The 16,766-nt window shown below is 70.9% G+C and carries 16 protein-coding genes; 9 read left to right on the forward strand and 7 right to left on the reverse strand.

Annotated elements, in window-relative coordinates; translation table 11 throughout:
* Window positions 1–31 precede the first annotated feature (31 nt).
* Together efeU and FHX80_RS05620 are read left to right on the forward strand one after the other, a co-directional pair.
* The gene (gene efeU / locus FHX80_RS05615) at window positions 32–1,003 is read left to right on the forward strand and encodes an iron uptake transporter permease EfeU (RefSeq protein WP_145763183.1); all 972 of its coding nucleotides are present in this window, start codon (window positions 32–34) and stop codon (window positions 1,001–1,003) included.
* Entirely contained in the window at window positions 936–1,868 is a 933-nt protein-coding gene (locus FHX80_RS05620) for an SCO2278 family lipoprotein (protein WP_145763184.1), read from the forward strand. Before efeU ends, FHX80_RS05620 begins: the two co-directional genes overlap by 68 nt.
* Before the next feature lie 174 nt (window positions 1,869–2,042).
* Here the strand turns inward: FHX80_RS05620 and FHX80_RS05625 are convergent, their stop codons facing one another.
* Together FHX80_RS05625 and FHX80_RS05630 are read right to left on the reverse strand one after the other, a co-directional pair.
* Complete coding sequence (locus FHX80_RS05625; RefSeq protein WP_145763185.1) at window positions 2,043–2,789, reverse strand: bifunctional DNA primase/polymerase; 747 nt, start codon at window positions 2,787–2,789, stop codon at window positions 2,043–2,045.
* Window positions 2,790–2,932: 143 nt separating this feature from the next.
* Complete coding sequence (locus tag FHX80_RS05630; RefSeq protein ID WP_145763186.1) at window positions 2,933–3,547, reverse strand: TetR/AcrR family transcriptional regulator; 615 nt, start codon at window positions 3,545–3,547, stop codon at window positions 2,933–2,935.
* Window positions 3,548–3,649: 102 nt separating this feature from the next.
* Between FHX80_RS05630 and ddaH the strand changes: the two genes are divergently transcribed.
* Window positions 3,650–4,546: a dimethylargininase gene (ddaH, locus tag FHX80_RS05635; RefSeq protein WP_341874006.1), complete on the forward strand. Its 897-nt coding sequence runs from the start codon at window positions 3,650–3,652 to the stop codon at window positions 4,544–4,546.
* Here ddaH and FHX80_RS05640 read toward each other — a convergent pair.
* Window positions 4,543–5,544, reverse strand: coding sequence for a small ribosomal subunit Rsm22 family protein (locus FHX80_RS05640; RefSeq protein WP_145763187.1), 1,002 nt, complete (start codon window positions 5,542–5,544; stop codon window positions 4,543–4,545). The two genes, ddaH and FHX80_RS05640, sit on opposite strands and share 4 nt — an antisense overlap.
* A 151-nt stretch (window positions 5,545–5,695) precedes the next feature.
* Between FHX80_RS05640 and FHX80_RS05645 the strand changes: the two genes are divergently transcribed.
* Window positions 5,696–7,006 carry a hypothetical protein gene (locus tag FHX80_RS05645; RefSeq protein ID WP_145763188.1) on the forward strand — a complete coding sequence of 437 codons (1,311 nt, stop codon included), beginning with the start codon at window positions 5,696–5,698 and terminating at the stop codon, window positions 7,004–7,006.
* Between the two features lie 67 nt (window positions 7,007–7,073).
* On the opposite strand, the gene FHX80_RS05650 is transcribed toward FHX80_RS05645, so the two are convergent.
* Window positions 7,074–8,408: a multidrug effflux MFS transporter gene (locus FHX80_RS05650; RefSeq protein WP_145763189.1), complete on the reverse strand. Its 1,335-nt coding sequence runs from the start codon at window positions 8,406–8,408 to the stop codon at window positions 7,074–7,076.
* 78 nt (window positions 8,409–8,486) lie between these two features.
* On the opposite strand from FHX80_RS05650, the gene FHX80_RS05655 reads away from it, so the two are divergent.
* Window positions 8,487–9,485: a Gfo/Idh/MocA family protein gene (locus tag FHX80_RS05655; RefSeq protein WP_145763190.1), complete on the forward strand. Its 999-nt coding sequence runs from the start codon at window positions 8,487–8,489 to the stop codon at window positions 9,483–9,485.
* Here FHX80_RS05655 and FHX80_RS05660 read toward each other — a convergent pair.
* The gene (locus FHX80_RS05660; protein ID WP_145763191.1) at window positions 9,482–11,128 is read right to left on the reverse strand and encodes an alkaline phosphatase D family protein; all 1,647 of its coding nucleotides are present in this window, start codon (window positions 11,126–11,128) and stop codon (window positions 9,482–9,484) included. The genes FHX80_RS05655 and FHX80_RS05660 overlap by 4 nt on opposite strands.
* A gap of 322 nt (window positions 11,129–11,450) precedes the next feature.
* Here FHX80_RS05660 and FHX80_RS05665 point away from each other — a divergent pair, with 322 nt between their 5' ends.
* The 3 genes from FHX80_RS05665 (at window position 11,451) to FHX80_RS05675 (ending at window position 13,921) form a co-directional block, all read left to right on the forward strand.
* Window positions 11,451–12,224 carry an SDR family oxidoreductase gene (locus FHX80_RS05665; RefSeq protein ID WP_145763192.1) on the forward strand — a complete coding sequence of 258 codons (774 nt, stop codon included), beginning with the start codon at window positions 11,451–11,453 and terminating at the stop codon, window positions 12,222–12,224.
* Window positions 12,225–12,453: 229 nt separating this feature from the next.
* Entirely contained in the window at window positions 12,454–12,921 is a 468-nt protein-coding gene (locus tag FHX80_RS05670) for a lamin tail domain-containing protein (protein ID WP_145763193.1), read from the forward strand.
* A gap of 115 nt (window positions 12,922–13,036) precedes the next feature.
* The gene (locus tag FHX80_RS05675) at window positions 13,037–13,921 is read left to right on the forward strand and encodes a PhzF family phenazine biosynthesis protein (protein WP_145763194.1); all 885 of its coding nucleotides are present in this window, start codon (window positions 13,037–13,039) and stop codon (window positions 13,919–13,921) included.
* A gap of 39 nt (window positions 13,922–13,960) precedes the next feature.
* On the opposite strand, the gene FHX80_RS05680 is transcribed toward FHX80_RS05675, so the two are convergent.
* Window positions 13,961–14,902, reverse strand: coding sequence for an NAD-dependent epimerase/dehydratase family protein (locus tag FHX80_RS05680; protein WP_145763195.1), 942 nt, complete (start codon window positions 14,900–14,902; stop codon window positions 13,961–13,963).
* Window positions 14,899–15,807 (reverse strand): ScbA/BarX family gamma-butyrolactone biosynthesis protein, encoded by a 909-nt coding sequence (locus tag FHX80_RS05685; protein ID WP_280118770.1) that lies wholly within the window; start codon window positions 15,805–15,807, stop codon window positions 14,899–14,901. The genes FHX80_RS05680 and FHX80_RS05685 overlap by 4 nt, the downstream gene beginning before the upstream one ends.
* Window positions 15,808–16,088: 281 nt before the next feature.
* Here FHX80_RS05685 and FHX80_RS05690 point away from each other — a divergent pair, with 281 nt between their 5' ends.
* The gene (locus tag FHX80_RS05690; RefSeq protein WP_145763197.1) at window positions 16,089–16,751 is read left to right on the forward strand and encodes a ScbR family autoregulator-binding transcription factor; all 663 of its coding nucleotides are present in this window, start codon (window positions 16,089–16,091) and stop codon (window positions 16,749–16,751) included.
* Window positions 16,752–16,766: the final 15 nt, after the last annotated feature.

A 16,766-nucleotide genomic window follows, 5' to 3' on the forward strand; every position in this document is an offset into this window, starting at 1 on the left:
AAATGCCCCGAAGCGGAAAGGGATCCGAATCGTGTTCAGTAACTTCCTCATCGGCCTGCGCGAGGGCCTTGAGGCCAGCCTGGTCGTCTGCATTCTCATCGCCTATCTGGTGAAGACGGGCAACCGGAACAGGCTGCTGCCCATCTGGGTCGGCGTCGGGATCGCGATCGTCGTCAGCCTGACGTTCGGCGCGGGGCTCGAATTCGGCTCCCAGGAGATGACGTTCAAGGCGCAGGAGGCCCTCGGCGGTTCGCTGTCGATCCTCTCGGTCGGTCTGGTCACCTGGATGGTCTTCTGGATGCGGCGCACCGCGCGGCACCTGAAGACGGACTTGCACGGCAAGCTCGACGCGGCGCTCGCGATGGGTACCGGCGCGCTCGTCGCCACGGCGCTCCTCGCGGTGGGCCGGGAGGGCCTGGAGACCTCGCTGTTCGTGTGGCGTGCGGTGCACGCGGCGGACGACGGCTGGCATCCGATGATCGGTGCGGTGCTGGGCATCGCCGCCGCGGTGGTGCTGGGCTGGCTGTTCTACCGCGGTGCGCTGAAGATCAACCTGGCGAAGTTCTTCACCTGGACCGGCGGCATGCTGGTGGTCGTCGCGGCGGGGGTGCTCGCCTACGGTGTGCACGACCTCCAGGAGGCCGAGTTCCTCGGCGGTCTGCAGAACCGGGCCTTCGACATCAGCGCCACGATCCCGCCGGACAGCTGGTACGGCACGCTGCTGAAGGGCACCTTCAACTTCCAGCCCGATCCGACCGTTCTTCAGATCACGGTGTGGGCGCTGTATCTGATCCCCACGCTCGCACTGTTCCTCGCCCCGGTAGGGTTCGCACGGTCAGTGGGGGCGACGGATCAGAAGGCGCAGAAAGCAACGGATGAGAAGTCTGAGGCCGGTTCGGCTGGTGTCGGGGCTCGCGACGGCGACGGTGCTGAGCATGACGGCGAGCGGGTGCGTGACGGTGCACGGCGAGCTGGAAGTCGTGCCGGCGGCGACGAGGTCTGAGGCCGCTCAGGCCCTGAAGGACTTCACCGCCGCGTACAACGCGGCGGACAAGGCCTACGATCCGGCGCTGGACGCGGACGAGGTCGGCGGATCGCTCGGTGCGATCAACCAGGCGGGTCTGAAGGCCCGGCAGAAGAACAACCCGAACGGCAACGCGGACCACCGGACGCTGGAACTGACCGACGCCACCTACGTCATCCCCAAGAAGGCTGGCTGGCCGCGGTGGTTCCTCGCGGACACCGACTCCAACCGGGATCAGGACAGCGGCAAGCAGGACACCCGCTGGCTGCTCGTCTTCGTCAAGTCCGGTCCCGGCGCCGGGTGGAAGGCCGTCTATCTGTCGGTCGTCGCCCCGTCGCAGCTGCCGGGCTTCGCGAAGGACGCCGACGGCCGGGCCGAGCCGGTGCCGGAGGACAGCGCCGGACTGGCGGTGGCCCCGCAGGAGTTGAGCAAGCAGTACACGGGCTACCTGCAGAAGGGCACGCCCGATGTGTTCGCCCCCGGGGCGGCCACCTCGCTCTGGCGCACCACGCGCCAGAACACCCGGCGGGCGGGGTTCTCGTACCAGTACATCGACCAGCCGCTGACCGGCGGCGCGTTCGGGCCGCTCGGCCTGAAGACAAAAGACGGCGGGGCGCTGGTCTTCTTCAGCAGCAAGCACTTCGAACGGCAGACCGCGGCGAAGGGGCTGCGTCCGGAGGTCACCCCGGATGTCCAGGCGCTGCTGTCCGGCGAGGTGCAGAGCACCCTCACGAAGGAGCGGGTCTCCAGCCAGCTGGTGTACGTTCCGAAGAGGGGCGCCGGAACGGGCAAGGTGACCGTACTGAACCGCCTGCCGGGCCTGACCTCGGCACAGGGCTCCTGACCCCGCACATCCAGCCGCCCGGCGAATGAGGGCACCTCCCACCCCAGCCCGGCACACCCAGCCCGCCCGCGGCGACTGAGGGCATCTTCAAGCCCGTCCGGCGATTGAGGACGAACCGGCCGCCGGACGGCCCCCGCACCGGCGCCCGGCATCCGGCACCCGCCCGGCCACCGCCTACCGGCTCAGCGGCCAGGCCACCGACTCGTGGTCGACATCACTCTGCTCCGCGGAGCCCACGAACCGCGCACACGCGTCCGTCAACGTCTCCAGCAGCGTGAGCGGATCCGGAAGCGGATTCTCCGGCCCCCGCACCCACCGCACATCCAGCTCACCCGGAAGCCGCGCCGGCGGCAGCAGCACATAGCTGCCGCGGCAGTGCCACCGCAGCCCGGGGTGCGCGTCCATCGTCTCGGGGTGGCAGTCCAGCTCGCACGGCCACCACTCGTCCTCGTCCTCCGGCGTACCCCGCGTCGCGGTGAAGAACAGCATCCGGTCGTCGCCGGACCGGGCCACCGGGCCCACCTCGATACCGGCGGCGAGCAGCCGTTCCAGCGCCTGCGTGCCCGCCGACAGCGGGACGTCGAGAACGTCGTGGATCATGCCGGTCGCCGTGATGAAGTTGGCCTGCGGCTGACTGCGGACCCAGCGTTCGATCTGGGCCCGGTCGGTGGTGGACTGCGTCTGCCAGGCGAACGAGATCGGATGCCTGGCGGGGGTCGGACAGCCCATGCGTTCGCACGAACATCGGTAGCCGATCGGATGGGCGGCGGGCGCGATCGGCATTCCGGCCTCGGCGACAGCCAGGAGCAGTGCCTCCCGTGCGGTGTCGTCGACCTCGCCCTGCTGCGGTTTGGATCGTCGGCGCAGCCAGTGGGAAAACTTGCTCTCTGAGCCGCGACCACGGCCGAAATCGGCGCCCATCTATCCCCTTACCTCAGCGTTGCCCCTGTCCATGGTCCCACCATCCTGCGCCTCGGGTGGCCAGAGTTCCGAAGCAGGGTGCGCGAATCCACGGTACGTGGTGAGCACTATCACACCTTTTGTCATGAAATGACGGATGCGAATCAGGGGTTCGCGATCCCGTGCAGGGCGTAGTCGACGACGGCGTCCGCGTACGTGTGGGTGAGCGGCAGGGTCCGCAGCAGCCAGCGGTGGGTGAGCGGGCCGACAAGGAGCTCCAGGGCGATCCGTGGGTCGACGCCGGCCCGTACCCGCCCCGCCTCCTGTGCGGCCCGCAGCCGGGTGGCGTAGAGCTGGAGTCCGGGGTCCAGCAGTTTCTGGACGAATTCGGCGCCCAGTTGCGGATCGACGATGCCCGCGGCGGCCAGGGCCCGCGTCGGCGCCTCGAAGGCCGGGTCGTTCAGCTCGTCCACGGTGGCCCGCAGGACGAGCTTGAGGTCGGCCGCGAGGTCCCCGGTGTCCGGGAATCCGGCGGCCTGCTCCCCCGCTTCCCGCGCGGCCCGGTTCCCGAGGTCGATGAACGCGTCGAGGAGCACGGCCGCCTTGGAGGGCCACCAGCGGTAGATCGTCTGCTTGCCGACGCCCGCGCGGGCGGCGATGGCCTCGACGGTCGTCCGCCCGTACCCGACCTCGCCGACCAGGCCGAGCGCGGCGTCGTGGATCGCGCGGCGGGAGCGCTCGCTGCGGCGGCTGGGGTCGGGGGGCCGGTTCTCTGCCATGGCGGCCAATCTAACAACGGTACGAGCCGATACGTATCGTCCCGGTGCTCCTCGGGAACCACCCGATCGGATCACTGTGCGGCGAGCCCCGGACGGCGCACCATGGGCTCACGCACACACCCGTGCGACGCACCGGCCGCAGCGGTCACCAATGCCGCCGCGACGATTCGTGAGGAGCCCTCGTTGCCTCGTGAAGCCACACCCCGCCGCTACCTGATGTGTGCCCCGGCCCACTTCAGGGTGACGTATTCCATCAACCCGTGGATGGACCCCACCAAGCCGGTGGATCTCCCGCTGGCGCAGACCCAGTGGGAGGACCTGCGCGACCGCTACCGTGCGCTGGGCCACACCGTCGATCTGCTCGATCCCCGCCCCGAACTGCCCGACATGGTCTTCGCCGCCAACGGGGCCACCGTCGTCGACGGCCGGGTGCTCGGCTCCCGGTTCGCGTACCGGGAACGGTTCGCCGAGGCGGCCGCCCACCGCGACTGGTTCCGCGACCACGGCTTCACCGAGATCCATGAGCCGGCCCATGTCAACGAGGGCGAGGGCGACTTCGCGGTGACCTCCTCGTACCTGCTGGCCGGGCGCGGCTTCCGGTCGAGTCCGCTCTCGCACGACGAGGCCCAGGAGTTCTTCGGGCGGCCGGTGATCGGCCTCGACCTGGTCGATCCGCGCTACTACCACCTGGATACGGCACTGAGCGTGCTCGACGACGCGGCCGACGAGATCATGTACTACCCGGCCGCCTTCTCGCCGGGCAGCCGTGCGGTGCTGGCCCGGCTCTTTCCCGACGCGCTGATCGCGAAGGAGGCGGACGCCGCCGCGCTCGGGCTGAACGCGGTGAGCGACGGGCGCCATGTGCTGCTGCCGCAGGCCGCCACGGGCCTGTTCGACCCGCTGCGGGCGCGCGGCTTCGAGCCGGTGCCGATGGACCTGAGCGAGCTGCTCAAGGGCGGCGGCAGCGTGAAGTGCTGCACCCAGGAGCTGCGCGGCTAGCCGGCGTCCTGCGGAGGGGGCGGCCAGGCGTCGCCCCAGTCGGTGTCCCGGGCGGCCCGGTACAGCTCGCCGTGCCGCTTGGTGACCGTGGCCCGCTGGAGGGCCTCGTCCCGGGTGCACAGCTCCAGCAGCACCTGGCCCTTGCGGATCTGCGGCCTGCGGGTGACCCGGGCGTCCACGGGCCGCGGAGTGAAGCGGGTGGCCGCGACGTAGCTGAACTTCTCGTCCTCGTACGGCAGTGAGCCGCCCTTCACCTTCCGGTGCAGCGAGGATCGGCTCACCCGGGCCGAGAAGTGGCACCAGTCCGTGCCCGGCTCGATGGGGCAGGCGTCGCTGTGCGGGCAGGGTGCGGCGACGGTGAACCCGGCGGCGGTCAGGCGGTCCCGGGCCTCGATGACGCGGGCGTAGCCGTCGGGGGTGCCGGGCTCGACGATCACCACGGCCTGCGCCGCGCGGGCCGCGGTGTCGACGAGGGCGGTGCGGGCCTGCGGCGTCAGCTCGTTGAGTACGTAGGAGACGGTCACCAGGTCCGTGGGGGCGAGTTCGAGGTCCTTGCCGATCCGGGCCCGCTGCCACTCGACGGAGTCCAGCGCCGGGATGCCGGAGGCGACGGCCAGTTCGCGGCCCAGGGCAAGCGCGGGTTCGGCCCAGTCCAGGACGGTGGTCCGCGGCCCCTCCCAGGCCCCGGCGACCGCCCAGCTCGCCGCTCCGGTGCCGCCGCCGACGTCGGTGTGGGTGGCGGGCACCCAGTCCGGTGCGGCCGCGCGCAGGGCGTTCAGGGCGGACCGTACCGCTTCGAAGGTCGCGGGCATCCGGTACGCGGCGTACGCGGCGACGTCCGAGCGGTCGCGGAGCAGCGGGGCGTCGGTGGGAGTGGTCCCCCGGTAGCTGGCGATGAGCCGGTCGACGGCCTGGGCGGCCTGTTTGGGCGGAAGCCCGTCGAGGAGTCGGGCCAGTGCCGCGCGCAGGGCGTCCGCGGTGGGGAGGGTGACGTTCACCGACGAATTGTAGGCGGACCCGGCCGGGCCCAGCGGGCCCGTACTCCGCGGGGAATCGGGACGGAACGCGTACGGAAGCGAACTGCGAACAGTCACAGGTCAGTTGCTACGCTGACCGGCGCGACGTCGGGAATCGCTCATCGGGGGGACCATGAGACAGAAGATCGTGCGCCTGGCTCTGGTCGCCGGAGTGCTGGTGCTCGCTCTGCTGTTTCTGCTGGCCACCTGCGGTGGCGGTGGCGGCAGGGACGACGGCGGGGCGAAGAAGCCGGTGAAGAAGAGCACCGGTCCGGCGACGCAGCTGCCCGTCCCGCCCGCGTACACGACACAGCGCGGCTGGGAGCTCATCGGTACCTCGCCCGACTACGCGGTCTCCCGGACGACGGGGCGGCTGGCGTTCCTGGTGCGGGCCACCGGGGACCAGTACCGGCTGCGGACCATCGACTCGGAGACCGGTCGGGCCGGCTGGAGCGGCGAGAAGTGGCGGCCGCCGGCCGTGAAGCACTTCCCGAAACTGCTCACGCTCGCCACGGACGACCACGAGTACTTCGTGACCTGGTCGTACGGGAAGATCGGCGAGAACGCGCTGACCCCGGCCGACACGATCGTCTCCCTCGATGTGTACGGCGTGGAGAACGGCACCCGGCGGCGCGTCGATGTGCCGTGGGGTTCGGTGCCGACCGTCACCACCACCGGTCCGGGCATCCTGATCAGCGACGGCCGGACCAACAGCGTGGTGGTGGCCCCGGAGACCGGCAGGATCACCAAGGTCCCCGCCACGTCGCTGAAGTACCCGAAGGGCTGTGCGTCCTGCAGGCAGCTCACCGAGGTACGCGGGCTGACCTCGAAGGGCCTGCTGGTGAGCGGTGCGCGGGAGTTCTGGGTGCAGGGCGGCTGGTTCAGCCGGAACGTCGCGCCCCGGGACGCCGACCCGCGGAGCGGCATCCCGACATCCGTGGCCCCCGGACTGGTGCTGGCGAAGTGGAAGCTCGCCGAGAAGGTGAAGGGGGCCGCGATCCACGATCTGTGGACGGTGCACGACGCGGAGACGGGCAAGCCGCTGGCCTCGGTGGCTTGCCACAAGCCGGCGATCGAGCCGGGCCAGTACCCGCAGGCCGTCGTCTCCGCCTCGGGCGGCTATCTGGTGGCCGGGAACCTCGCGTTCGACCTGAGTGCCAGGAAGGGCCACTGCTTCGAGGACGCCTCGGGCGCGAAGTCGCTGACACTGGCGTCCGTGACCGACGACGGCACGGCGTACGGGGCGACGAGCGTGCGCAACGCGGCGGACGTGCTGGCCGGTGACGGCTTCCCGGTCAAGGCCGAGGTGACCGCCGGGACGACGGACACACTGCCCTCGAACGTGCGGGTGCCGAGCGCGGACGGGGCGGAGGGGGTCGGCCTGTTCCGCTGGACGGACGGCAAGGACCGGCTCCACCTGATCGGCTATCCGCGGGCGGAGTGACTTCCGGCGGCCCGGCAGCCCAGCGACCCCACCGGGCTGCCGGGCCGGGTCCGTGAGGTCCGGTCCGTCACGGCCGCGCGGCCACCTGCCGCCAGGGCCGGCACAGCGCCAGGAAGCACACCATCGCGCCCACCGCGCACACGAGCTGCACGACGGCCATCGGTACGGCCGTCGCCTCCCCCGCGATCCCGACGAGCGGCGAGGCGATGGCACCGATCAGGAACGACGACGTACCGAGCAGCGCGGAGGCGGACCCGGCGGCGTGCTTGGTGCGCATCAGGGCCTGCGCGTTGGTGTTCGGCATGGCCAGCCCCATCGCGGACATCAGGACGAAGAGTCCGGAGGCCACCGGTACGAGTCCGACGTCGCCGAAGACCCCGGACGTCATCAGCAGCAGCGCCGTCGCGGCCAGCACGATGACGGCGAGCCCGAAGCCGAGCGCCTTGTCGAGGCTGATGCGCCCGACGAGGAGTTTGCCGTTGATCTGGCCCACGGCGATCAGGCCGATCGAGTTGATGCCGAACAGCATGCTGAAGGTCTGCGGTGAGGCGCCGTAGATCTCCTGGATGACGAACGGCGAGGCGCTCACGTACGCGAAGAGGGCGGCGAAGGCGAGGCTGCCCGCGATCATGTAGCCGGTGAAGACCCGGTCGGCGAGCAGCCCGCGCATGGTGCGCAGCGCGTCGCCGATGCCGCCGGTGTGGCGTTCGGCGGGCGGCAGGGTCTCGTGCAGCCACTTCCAGACGACCAGGGTGAGGAGGATGCCGACCACGGTGAGGACGGCGAAGATGCCCCGCCAGTCGGTGATCCGCAGGACCTGTCCGCCGATCACCGGGGCGATGACCGGGGCGACGCCGGAGATCAGCATCAAGGTGGAGAAGAACCTCGCCATCTCCACGCCGTCGTACATGTCACGCACCACCGCCCGCGCGATGACGATGCCCGCCGCGCCCGCGAGGCCCTGGAGCAGCCGGAAGCCGATGAGGAGTTCGACGGTCGGGGCGAAAACGCAGATCGCGGTGGCGAACACGTAGATGATCATGCCGATGAGCAGCGGGCGGCGCCTGCCCCAGCGGTCGCTCATCGGTCCGACGACGACCTGGCCGAGCGCCATGCCGGTGAGGCAGGCGGTGAGGGTGAGCTGGACGGTCGAGGCGGGTGCGTGCAGCGCGTCGGTGACGGCGGGCAGTGCCGGGAGGTACATGTCCATGGACAGCGGCGGCAGCGCGGTCAGACCGCCGAGGACCAGGGTGACGAGGAGTCCGGTGCGCCGGGCCGCGGCGGTGGCTGCCGGGCCTGATGGAAATGTGACGGGCCCGCCGGAAAGTCCGGTGAGCCCGGCCTCGGCGCTGGTTTCGGATATGTGTGCTTGCTGGGCCCGGCTGACGCCGCTCTCCGGCATTCTCATCTCCATTGTTGTTGAATCCACCCCTATGCTCTCAGCTCAGCCGGAATGGTCGATACCTTTTTGGGAGCGTGCATGAGCAGGACTGTCCGTTGGGGCGTACTGGCGACCGGTGGCATCGCGGCGACGTTCACCGCTGATCTGCTGGCGATGCCCGATGCGGAGGTGGTGGCCGTCGCCTCCCGCACGGACACCTCGGCGAAGGCGTTCGCCGAGCGGTTCGGGATACCCAGGGCGTACGGCAGCTGGGCCGAACTCGTCGCCGACGACGAGGTCGACGTGGTGTACGTGGCCACGCCGCACTCGGCGCACCGGGAGGCGGCCGCGCTCGCCCTGGAGGCCGGGAAGCACGTGCTGTGCGAGAAGGCGTTCACGCTCAACGAGCGCGAGGCGCGGGAGTTGGTGGAGCTCGCCCGGGACCGCGGTCTCTTCCTGATGGAAGCGATGTGGACGTACTGCAACCCGGTCATCCGGCGGATGACCGAGCTGGTGCGGGACGGGGCGATCGGCGAGATCCGCACCGTGCAGGCCGACTTCGGCTTCGCCGGTGACTTCGGTGCCGAGCACCGGCTGCGCGATCCCGCGCTGGGCGGCGGTGCGCTGCTGGACCTCGGGGTCTATCCGGTGTCGTTCGCGCAGCTGTTGCTGGGTGAGCCGGACCGGGTGCAGGCGGACGCGCTGCTGTCCCCGGAGGGCGTCGATCTGAACACCGGCATGCTGCTGGGCTGGGACTCGGGTGCCACCGCCCTGCTCTCCTGCTCGATCGTCGGGCACCACCCGACGGCGGCCACGGTCATCGGGACGGCCGGGCGGATCGACTTCCCGGACAGCTTCTTCTGCCCACGGCGCTTCGTGCTGCACCGGGCGGGCGCCGAGCCCGAGGAGATCACCTCCGGGCCGGGGCCGCAGGGCCTGTCGGGGATGCAGTTCGAGGCGGCCGAGGTGATGCGGGCGGTCCGGGCGGGCGAGACGGAGTCCCCGTTGGTGCCGCTGGACGGTTCGCTCGCGGTGATGCGGACGCTCGACGCGGTGCGTGAGCGCATCGGCGTCCGCTACCCGGTGGACGTCTCCTAGGCCGGAGTGAGGCCCTGGTTCCCCACCTCCGTGACGAGGGAGGCGGCCGTCGTCACGGGGGAACCGGGCTTGGTGACGGCGGCCACGGTGCGGTAGTCGGCCCGCGCCTGCCGTTCCTGGAGCGTGATGACGGCGTACCCGCGGCGCCCGTTGTAGAACTTGAGGTGCGGGTTGGCCCGCATCAGGTTGTTCCAGTTGGCCGGCTTCTCCGAGCCGTCCTTGCCGCTGGTGATGGACGTGGTGACGATCTCGGTGCCGACGGTCCGGGACGAGGGGTCGTCGAAGTCCCGCTTCAGGTCGAAGGCGTAGCCGACGTGCACGTCGCCGGTCAGCACCATCAGGTTGTCCACCCCGACGGCCTCGGCACCCTTCAGGATCCGGTCCCGGGACGCCGGGTAGCCGTCCCAGGAGTCCATCGAGAGCTTGTAGGCGTCGGTCGGCACATCGCGCCGCTGGGCGAAGGCGACCTGCTGCGGCACGACGTTCCAGGTGGCCCGGGAGTGGCGCCAGCCGTCGATCAGCCAGCGCTCCTGGGCGGCGCCGGTCAGGGTGCGCGAGGGGTCCTCGGACTCGGGTCCGGGGGTCTGCCAGCCGTCGCCGTACGCCTGGTCGCTGCGGTACTGGCGGGTGTCAAGGATGTCGAACTGGGCGAGCCTGCCGAACCGCAGGCGCCGGTAGAGCCTCATGTCCGGGCCGGTCGGCCGCTGCGGGGCGCGCAGCGGCTGGTTCTCCCAGTACGCGCGGTAGGCGGCGGCCCGGCGGATCAGGAACTCCTCCGGCGGCACGTCGTTCTCGGGGATGTCCCCGGCGTAGTTGTTCTCGGTCTCGTGGTCGTCCCAGGTGACGACGAAGGGGTGCGCGGCATGGACGGCGCGCAGATCGGGGTCGGACTTGTAGAGGGCGTACCGCAGCCGGTAGTCCTCCAGCGTGGTCGTCTCCCGGTTGAAGAGGGCGGGCAGGGTGCGGTCGGTGTAGTTGCGGGCCCCGCCGGTCGCGGTCACGGCGTACTCGTAGATGTAGTCGCCGAGGTGGAAGACGACATCGACGTCCTCCTGGGCGAGGTGCTTGTAGGCGGTGAAGTAGCCGTCGTGGTAGGCCTGGCAGGACACGGCGGCCAGGCGCAGTTCGCTGTTGCGGGCGTTGTGGGCGGGTGCGGTGCGGGTCCGGCCCACCGGGCTGGTCCACTTGCCCACGCGGAAGCGGTAGTAGAGAACGCGGCCGGCGTCGAGGCCCCTGACCTCCACGTGGACGCTGTGGTGGAACTCCGGGTGGGCGGTGGCGGATCCGCGCCGCAGGACACGGGTGAAGCGCTCGTCGCGGGCCAGCTCCCAGCGCACCTCGACGCGGGCAGCGGGCAGTCCGCTGCCGGGCTCGTACGGGCGGGGCGCGAGCCGTGTCCACAGGAGGACGGAGTCGGGCAGCGGGTCGCCGGAGGCGACGCCGAGGGTGAACGGGTCCTCGCCGATCTGCCGGGCGTCCAGCTCGCGGGCGCTCGCCGATCCCGCGGCCGGCAGGCCGACCGAGAAGGCGAGCGCGGCGGCGGCACCGGTGACGGTGAGAAAACGACGGCGTCCCGTGTGCCGGGCGGCGTCGCGCAGCTCCTGCTCCTGCTCCTGCTCCTGCTGGTGCGATGAGTGCGTCATCTGTCCCTCCCCTGACTGGTGATGTGAGGGGAAGTCCATCGGTCCAGCGCATCCTGCGGTTGTCGTGCTCGCGTCGTGCGGGCGTCGTCGGGATGAGGAATGCGACAGGAATGGGTCCCCCAGGGCAAACTCCGTATATGCGGCCAGGATCATGATCATTAACTCCGGCCGCGACCGCAGGGGAATCGCCGAAACCCGATGCCGGAATCACCCCCGGGGGTACGAACCCGCCGTCCGGACGCGCCGTTCGGCCCGGACCGCACCGCTGTCCGGACGCACCGCCCCTCGCCGGGACCGGGCCCCCGGCGTACGCTGCCGCACCATGAGCGACGAACCGTTGAACTCCGCGACGAGGACGGCCGTGGTCACGGGCGCGGGCTCCGGGATCGGCCGTGCGGTGGCTCTCGCCCTGACCGGCGCCGGCTGGTCGGTGGCGCTCGCGGGCCGCCGCCCCGAGCCGCTCGCCGAGACCGCCGCACTGACCGGGGAGCACGCCCGGGTGATCACCGTCCCCACCGATGTCTCGCGCCCGGAGGACGTGGACGCGCTCTTCTCCTCGGTACGCGAGTGCTTCGGCCGCCTCGACCTGCTCTTCAACAACGCGGGCACCTTCGGGCCGGGCGGCGTACCGGTCGAGGACCTCCGGTACGACGACTGGCGCACGGTGGTCGACGTGAACCTGACGGGGGCGTTCCTGTGCGCGCAGGCGGCGTACCGCCAGATGAAGGAGCAGGACCCGCAGGGCGGACGGATCATCAACAACGGCTCGGTCTCCGCGCACGCGCCGCGCCCGAACTCGGTCGCCTACACCGCGACCAAGCACGCGCTGACCGGTCTGACGAAGTCGCTGTCACTGGACGGACGCCCATACCGGATCGCCTGCGGGCAGATCGACATCGGCAACGCGGCGACCGAGATGACCGAGCGGATGCGGACCGGAATCCTCCAGGCCAACGGCGAACTGGCCGTGGAGCCGGTGATGGCGGCCGCGGACGTGGCCAGGACCGTGGTCCACATGGCCGAACTGCCGCTGGAGGCGAACGTCCAGTTCGCGACGGTACTGGCGACGGCCATGCCGTACGTGGGCCGGGGCTGACACCCCGGCCGGAACCGGTCAAAGGCCCGGCCGCGGCAGGTCCGGGTCGTCCTGAACGTTCCTGAAAAGTCACGAACAGACCTGAATCGATCCCGGAATTGGCAGAATTGATCAATCCTCATGCCGGAACGGTCAAAGCTGACCAGAAATGCACCCCACTCGGTCCAGCGGGCGCGTACTGCCCTTATGCTCACTGTTCTTCACCGGAACTCCATACAAGGAACACAGCATGCACATACGCACCGCGGTGCCTCTCGCTCTGGCCGCCTCCACCGCCCTCGCCGGTTCGCTGCTCGTCTCGGCGCCGGCCTCGGCCGTCACGCACCGGAGCGGAGTGCACCTCGGCAAGATCCAGTACGACAGCCCCGGCAAGGACAACCGGTCCAACGCGTCGCTCAACGCCGAATGGGTCGAGATCCACAACAACACCACGTCGAAGGTGCAGCTCAAGGGCTACCAGCTCAAGGACAACAACGGGTACACCTTCACCTTCGGCAGCTACAACGTCAGCGCGGGCAAGACCGTCAAGGTCCACACCGGCAAGGCCAAGGTCACTTCCGGCCATGTGTACTGGAACCGCGGCTCGTACGTCTGGAACAACACCGGTGACAAGGCGCGGCTGATCAAGCCGACCGGCAAGCTGGTGGGCTCCTGCTCCTGGACGAAGTCGAGCAACGGCACCAAGAACTGCCACTGAGCCGGCTGCCGCGGTCCGGGGCCGGACGCTCTCGTTCCTGCTCCGTTCCCGCCCGACGAGGGGGTGGGCGGGGACCTGTGGGAATGCCCCGGACCGCGGCACGGTTGTGCGGCACATGAACGAGCACTCCCAGCCCGCGATCCTGCGCTACACCGCCTTCTCCGCCGACCCGGAGGGCGGTAACCCGGCCGGCGTCGTACTCGACGCGTCCGGCCTGGACGGGGCGGCGATGCTCGCCGTGGCGGCGGAGGTCGGATACAGCGAGTCGGCCTTCCTGACCGGGCGGACCGAGGCGGCCGCACCGGGCGCGCGCGGCTACGCGATCCGCTACTTCAGCCCGAAGGCCGAGGTCCCGTTCTGCGGGCACGCCACCGTCGCGACGGCCCTGGCCCTCGCCGAGCGGGACGGTCCAGGGGACCTGGAGTTCACCACCGCCGCCGGTCCGGTGCCGGTCACCGTCGTCCGCGAGGGCGGCGAACTGCGGGCCACCCTGACCAGTGTGGAACCGCACGTCACGGACATCGCCCCGGACGATCTGGCCGAGGCGCTGGCCGCCCTGGACTGGCCCGCCGCCGATCTCGACCCGGTCCTATCGCCCCGTATCGCCTACGCGGGCGCCCGGCACCTGGTGCTGGCCGCCGCGACCCGTGAGCGGCTGGCCTCGGTCCACTACGACTTCGCGCGCCTGGAATCACTGATGCACCGGCTGGACCTGACCACGCTGCAACTGGTGTGGCGTGCGTCGGACACCGTCTTCCACGTCCGCGACCCGTTCCCGGTCGGCGGTGTGGTCGAGGACCCGGCGACGGGCGCGGCAGCCGCCGCCTTCGGCGCGTATCTGCGCAGCCTCTCCCTGGTCCCGGACACCGCCGAACTGACCCTCCACCAGGGCGAGGACATGGGCCGGCCCGGCACGCTCACCGTCACGCTGCGGGCGGGTGACACCCGGGTCCGGGTGAGTGGGACGGGCACCAGGATTCCGGCACCGGCCGGAGCGTGAGCCGCCCGACCGGGACGGCCCCCGCGCACCGGCGGAACCTCAGCGGCTGAGGAACTTCCGGTACCAGGGGGCGTGTTCGGCGAAGGACGTACGGAAGTCCGGGCCCGGTACGCAGTCGAAGTCCTCCCAGACCCGTTCGTCCGCGAACCAGTGGTCCACGGTGAGCATCTCGAAGTGGTGCTTGGCGTAAGGGACTCCGGCCAGCCGGGCACGGGCCTCGTCCATCCCGATCTCCGTCCGCGCCCAGGGCAGCGAGAGTTCGGTGAGGACGGCCGACAGCAGCTCCGAACAGGTCACCGGCTGCGGGTGGTTCACATGGTAGATGCCGGTCGGGTGCTTCGGGGAGAGCGCCGCCCCGAGCAGCGCGCGGCCCAGCGTCCCGACGTCGATCATCGAATGGCGGGCGTCGCAGCCGGCCGGTCCGGCCGACAGGTAGCGCAGCAGGGCGACCAGCCCGGGAATCGCCCACCGGTCCCCCGCCCCATGGACGATGTGCGGGCGCAGGACGGCTCCCCCGGCCGCGAGGACGTGCTGCTCGGCGGCGGCCCGGGTCAGGCTGATGGCCGAGGCGGGGGCCGGTTCGGCCGCACCGGGGCGCAGCGCCGTGAAGGGGCCCCGGCCGTAGACGGAGGCGGTGCTCAGCTGGACGATCCGGCCGACGCCGGCGCGTACGGCCTCGTCGACCAGGGCCCGGGTGCCGTGGTCGTTGACGGTCCGGGCGGTCTGTTCGCCGGAGCCGACGTGCGACGCGCAGTGGATCACGGCGTCGATGCCGTCGCAGCTGCCGCGCAGCGTCCCCGGATCGGCGAGGTCCCCGTACACCGTCTCGAAGCCGGGGCCGTCGGCTGTCGCCGCCGGGGCGTCGAGCTCGGTGCGGTGGGTCATCAGCCGGAGGCTGACGCCGGGGGTGGCGCGGGCGGCGGCGGCCACCCGGCTGCCGACGAATCCGGCCGCGCCGGTGATGAGGATGCGCGTGGTCATGAGCGGTGGCTCCGGGCGTCGCTGAGGCCGGTCTGGCGGAGATCCGGCGTACGGAGAGTGCAGGTGAAGGCGGGCCGGTCGTTCTGGACGGCCCGTATGTGCACCCCGTCGGGCGAGGTGCCGTCGGCGGGAACGGGCCGGGCCTCGATCCAGCAGGGCCGGTCCAGTTCCACGTACTGGAGGAAGTCGGCCTGTATCGATGTCGGGAGGAAGGTGCGGCCGGGAGAGGCGGCCTGGGCGGCCTGCCGTGCGGCCTCCAGCAGCAGAATGCCCGGCACATGGTCGTTGGGGTGGCTGAACAGCGTCGGATGCCGGGTGTCGAGCCGCAGCGCCCAGGTGTCGGGGGCCGCCGCGGGCGCGAGGACGACGTCCTCCTCGGAGGTCCTGCCCACCGTGCGGGGTGCGACGGCGGGCAGGAGGGGTATCCGCGCGTCGAGCGTGGCGCCGCGGTGACCGCGCAGCCGCCGGTAGGCCCCGGCCGAGCTGCAGCTGATCCGCCCGCCGCCGGAAGCCAGTACGGTGCCGTGGCGGTGCAGGAGGAGTTCCAGGTGCATGGCGCCGAGGCTCCGGCCGCGGCGCTGGATCCGGGAGCAGGACACGTCCACCGTGATGTCCCAGGGGTCCTCGCCCAGCACGAGGCGCTCGGATTCGGAGGTGTACCGGAGTTCCCACATCACGAAGGCGTCGCCGAGGGGCACCCCGAACTCGGCGTGCGCGATCAGCATCGTCGCCTGCCGCATGGTCTCGGCGATCAGCAGGGGGTCCTGGTACCGTCCGGCGACCGGGGCGAAGAAGCGGTGGGACCGCGGCCAGTGGGCCGGCACCGAGAACTGGGAGTCGGTCAGCCGGGTCAGTCCGGTGGGGAACACGTCCTGCGGATCGGGCCGGTGAACGAGCTGTCTCAGCTGTTCCGGCGATCTCCCTCTTCGCGGCTGTTGCTCCGTTCCGGCGGCGGGAGCGGAGTCCGGGGCTCCACAGGGAGCCTCGGCACTTTCGGTGTGCCCGCCGGTCCCGACGCTCTCGGCCGACACCGAAGCGCTGCGTGAGGTGAGCTGAACCATGAAGTTCCCCCAAGAGGATCCGAGTCACGGAGCCGAGCCGCCCCGCAGTAAGATACTGACAGCCCGGTTTTCCTTTCCAGCCAACCCCATGTGGCACCGACCCCGCCACCACTAGAGAGAAGCTGATGGCACAGCAGGCGCGCGCGATCCAGACCCGGCGGTCGATCCTGGTGGCGGCCGCCGACGTGTTCGACGAGCGCGGCTACAGCAGCGCCACCATCAGCGAGATCCTCGCGCGGGCGGGGGTGACCAAGGGCGCGCTCTACTTCCACTTCGCCTCGAAGGAGGATCTCGCGCTCGGGGTGATGGACATACAGCTGCACAGCGACCCGCTGCCCCCGCAGCTCACCAAGCTCCAGGAACTGGTGGACCAGGGGATGATCCTCGCCCACCGCCTGCGCCACGAGCCGCTGGTACGGGCCAGCGTCGGCCTGGCCATGGACCAGGCCGTGGAGGGGCTCGACCGGGGCACCCCCTTCCGGGCCTGGATAGACCGGCTCGAACTGCTGCTGCGGGCCGCGAAGAGCCAGGGCGAGCTGCTGCCGCACGTCGACCCGGGCGAGACCGCCGAGATGCTGGCCGGCTCCTTCTCGGGCATCCAGGTGATGTCCCAGGTGCTGTCCAACCGGGAGGACCTCGGCCGACGGATCTCGGTCCTGCTCCACTACGTACTGCCGAGCATCTCGACGCCGGCCGTTCTGGCCACTCTCGACATGGCCGAAGATCGCGGTGAGCGTCTGCTCCGCACCCTCGAAACCGTACCCAGCCAGGTCGGCACCCCCAACTGAGCACCTGCACAGCCT

This window comes from Streptomyces brevispora, assembly GCF_007829885.1.
In the GTDB taxonomy this organism is placed as follows: domain Bacteria; phylum Actinomycetota; class Actinomycetes; order Streptomycetales; family Streptomycetaceae; genus Streptomyces; species Streptomyces brevispora.

Excerpts from the sequence above, each read along its gene's own strand:
- FHX80_RS05620 (WP_145763184.1), top strand. The coding sequence starts at position 936 with ATGACGGCGAGCGGGTGCGTGACGGTGCACGGCGAGCTGGAAGTCGTG.
- FHX80_RS05625 (WP_145763185.1), bottom strand. The coding sequence starts at position 2,789 with ATGGGCGCCGATTTCGGCCGTGGTCGCGGCTCAGAGAGCAAGTTTTCC.
- FHX80_RS05630 (WP_145763186.1), bottom strand. The coding sequence starts at position 3,547 with ATGGCAGAGAACCGGCCCCCCGACCCCAGCCGCCGCAGCGAGCGCTCC.
- ddaH (WP_341874006.1), top strand. The coding sequence starts at position 3,650 with ATGGGCTCACGCACACACCCGTGCGACGCACCGGCCGCAGCGGTCACC.
- FHX80_RS05645 (WP_145763188.1), top strand. The coding sequence starts at position 5,696 with ATGAGACAGAAGATCGTGCGCCTGGCTCTGGTCGCCGGAGTGCTGGTG.
- FHX80_RS05650 (WP_145763189.1), bottom strand. The coding sequence starts at position 8,408 with ATGCCGGAGAGCGGCGTCAGCCGGGCCCAGCAAGCACACATATCCGAA.
- FHX80_RS05655 (WP_145763190.1), top strand. The coding sequence starts at position 8,487 with ATGAGCAGGACTGTCCGTTGGGGCGTACTGGCGACCGGTGGCATCGCG.
- FHX80_RS05660 (WP_145763191.1), bottom strand. The coding sequence starts at position 11,128 with ATGACGCACTCATCGCACCAGCAGGAGCAGGAGCAGGAGCAGGAGCTG.
- FHX80_RS05665 (WP_145763192.1), top strand. The coding sequence starts at position 11,451 with ATGAGCGACGAACCGTTGAACTCCGCGACGAGGACGGCCGTGGTCACG.
- FHX80_RS05670 (WP_145763193.1), top strand. The coding sequence starts at position 12,454 with ATGCACATACGCACCGCGGTGCCTCTCGCTCTGGCCGCCTCCACCGCC.
- FHX80_RS05675 (WP_145763194.1), top strand. The coding sequence starts at position 13,037 with ATGAACGAGCACTCCCAGCCCGCGATCCTGCGCTACACCGCCTTCTCC.
- FHX80_RS05680 (WP_145763195.1), bottom strand. The coding sequence starts at position 14,902 with ATGACCACGCGCATCCTCATCACCGGCGCGGCCGGATTCGTCGGCAGC.
- FHX80_RS05690 (WP_145763197.1), top strand. The coding sequence starts at position 16,089 with ATGGCACAGCAGGCGCGCGCGATCCAGACCCGGCGGTCGATCCTGGTG.